1 protein-coding gene is annotated in these 3,234 nt (G+C 66.1%); it reads right to left on the bottom strand.

What is annotated here, in order from left to right:
- Positions 1-3,234 (bottom strand): AMP-binding protein (locus PF66_RS31595; protein WP_152973146.1); only part of this gene is annotated, 3,234 nt, incomplete at both ends.

The following is a 3,234-nucleotide window of genomic DNA, read 5'->3' as shown; positions in this document are numbered from 1 at the left end:
AGGTGTAGATCAGGTAGGCCAGGTGTGCCGAGGTCAGGCCCGGCACCTGTGGATTCCGGACGGACTCGTCCTGCCAGGTGCCCTGATCCAGATTGATCACGGGTACCGACACGCCGGCCAGCAACTGCTGGGTCGCGTTCTGGGCCAGCACTACGGCCGGCGCACTGTCCTGCAGCATGTAGGCGATCCGTTCTGCCGGATACGCCGGATCCAGCGGCACATAGGCGCCCCCGGCCTTGAGAATCGCCAGCAGGCCGACAACCATCTCGGCGCCGCGTTCGACACAGATGCCCACTCGCGAATCCGGCTGCACACCTTGCTTGCGCAGGGCATGGGCCAGGCGGTTGGCCTGTTCGTTAAGCTCGCGATAGCTCAGGCGGCGCTCGCCATGCACCACCGCCAAGGCATCCGGCGTGCTTGCCACCTGGGCCTCGAACAACCCATGAATGGTCTGCGCCTGCGGATACTCCAGCGCGGTGTCGTTGAAGCCCACCAGCAACTGCTCGCGCTCGTCGGCCGGCAGGATCGACAGGTTGTCGAGTGCCGCAGCCGGTGACTGCTCAAGCGCATCGACCAGGCGTTCCAGCGCCGACTGCATATAGCCGCAGACGCGTTGGGCTCCGACCTTGTCAGTCACCAGCACCGTCAACTCGAGCCCGTCACCCAGGTCGTCGACATTCAAGGTCAACGGGTAGTTGGTGCGCTCCTCTGCGCCCAGCACCTCGATACCTCGCCAGGCCTCGAGCGCCTCAGCCGAGGGTTCGGCCGCGACACTGTGGCGATAGTTGAGCAGCGCGCTGAACAGCGGCAGCGGCGCAGCCACACCGCTGCAACGCTGGGCCAGCACCAACGGCGCATGTTCATGACCCAGCAGCGCCGTGAGTCGGGCGTGGGTCGCCCGGCCCCCGTCCCGAGCCCCCTGTCCCGCCAGTTCCACACGCAGCGGCAAGGTGTTGATGAACATCCCCGGTGCCCGGTCGACGCCCTCGCCGCCCTGCATCCGGCCCATCAGCACGGTGCCGAACACCACGGTGCGCTTGCCCGAAACCTTGCCCAGCACCTGGGCCCAGGCCAGGTGCACCAGGCTGGCGACACTCACCCCCAGCTGGCGGGCCTGGGCCCGCAGGCGCGAGTCCACGCGGTGGTCCAGGGCCAGGCTGCCTTTCTCGATATCGCGACCATCGCCCTGCACATCGAGCAACCCGAACGGCAGGGTCGGTTCATCGATATCTCCGAGCAGTTCGCGGAAGAATCCTTCCTGGGCATCGCGGCTCGTGCCCAGGCAGGCCTGGGCCACATAGTTGCGATAGGGCACGGCGGCACCGAGCTGGCCGGCCAGGCCCAGCAAGTGTGCCTGCATATCATGGAGGACCACTTCTATCGCGGTATGGTCGAGGATCATGTGGTGAAACAACAGTATCGCCACCCAGCGTCGATGGGGCCGGTCCTCGGCGAAGACCAGCCGCATCAGCGGTGCCTGGGTCATGTCCAGGCGCGAATGACGAGGATCGAAGCGCTGTTGCAACTGCTCGACGATCCCGCCTTCGGCTGCATCGAGTTCGACCTCTTCCAGAGACAGCCGAGCCTGACGCCAGACCACCTGCAGCGGTGTTTCCAGCCCCTGCCAGAGCACGGCGGTGCGCAGGATGTCATGACGGGCGATCACGCTTTGCAAGGCGTCGATAAAGGTGTTCAAACGCTCACGGTCGGCCATCTCGAACAGCGTCTGCAGGACATAGGGGTCGCCCTGTTCAGCCGCCAGGTGGTGATAGAGAACCCCTTCCTGCAGGGGGGCCAGCGGGTAGATATCCTGCACATTCGCCACGCCGCCGGGCACCATGGCCACGACACGATCGATCGTGGCCTGTTCAAGGCTGATCAGCGGCAGCATGTCCGGGGTGATCCGCTGGCAATCCGCGGGAATCAGGTTGGCCGGGATTTCCAGCTCGCTGCCCTGGCCCGTCGCTATCGCAAGGGCCGCCAGGGTGGGTTGGTCGAACAGAACGCGTACATCGGCCCTCAGACCGACCTGGCGCATGCGCCCGACCAGGCTGACCGCCAACAGCGAGTGACCGCCCAGTTCGAAGAAATGATCATGGCGGCCGACCTTTTCGACACCCAGCAGTTCTTGCCAGATCCCGGCCAGGCGTATTTCGATGTCCCCTTGCGGCGCTTCATAGCCGCGGCTGACCAGTGCCGCCAGATCCGGCACCGGCAGCGCCCGACGATCGATCTTGCCATTGGCGGTCAGCGGGAAAGTCTCCAGGCCCACATAGGCCGAAGGCACCATGTACTCCGGCAGGCGCTCCAGCAGGTAGGCCCGCAGCGCCTCGATCTCCAGCGTGGCATCGGTCGAGCTGTAGTAGGCCACCAGGCGTTTCTCGCCGGGATGGTCCTCGCGGGCCAGGACCACCGCCTCCTGGATCGCCGGATGCCCTGCCAGGCGGGTTTCGATCTCGCCCAGTTCGATGCGCAGGCCACGGATCTTCACCTGGTCGTCATTGCGCCCCAGGTACTCGAGGTTGCCATCGGCCAGCCAGCGCGCCAGGTCGCCGGTCTTGTACATCCGCGCCTCGGGTTCGCCGCTGAACGGGTCCTTGAGGAAACGCTCCGCGGTCAACGCCGCACGCCCCAGGTAGCCACGGGCCACGCCGGCACCGCCGACATACAGCTCACCCGGTACGCCCAGCGGCACCGGATGCAGCTGCTCGTCGAGCAGATAGACCCGGGTGTTGTCCACCGGCTTGCCGATATGCAGCGCCGCAGTCCCTCCTTCCATCAGCCCCGAGGTCGCCACCACCGTGGTTTCCGTCGGACCGTAGTTGTTGATCAGGGCAAACCGTTGTCCCTCGGGGAACTGCCGCAGGCGGTCGCCGCCGATCAGCAAGGTACGCAGGGTCGGGTGCTGCAACGACTGGCTGAAGGCGTACTCGGCAATCGGCGTCGGCAGGAAGCTCACCTCCAGTGGCTGTGCCAGCCACCAGTTCAGCAGGCCGTCGATATCCTCGCTGCCGGCGGTTGCCGGGGGCAGGTGCAAGGTCGCCCCGGCGCACAGCGCCGGCCAGATTTCCCAGGCCATCGCGTCGAAGCCGAAACCGGCAACGCTGGCGGTCTGGCCACCCGCCGTCAGCGCGAAGGCGCGGCAATGCCAGCTCACCAGGTTGGACAACTGGCGGTGCTCGACCATCACGCCCTTCGGTTCACCCGTCGAACCCGAGGTGTAGATCACATAGG

The sequence above is a fragment of the Pseudomonas asplenii genome (assembly GCF_001293465.1).
GTDB classification, from domain to species: Bacteria; Pseudomonadota; Gammaproteobacteria; order Pseudomonadales; family Pseudomonadaceae; genus Aquipseudomonas; species Aquipseudomonas fuscovaginae_B.
Note: the sequence above shows the minus strand (reverse complement) of the source record. Positions and strands in the feature narration are given on the sequence as shown.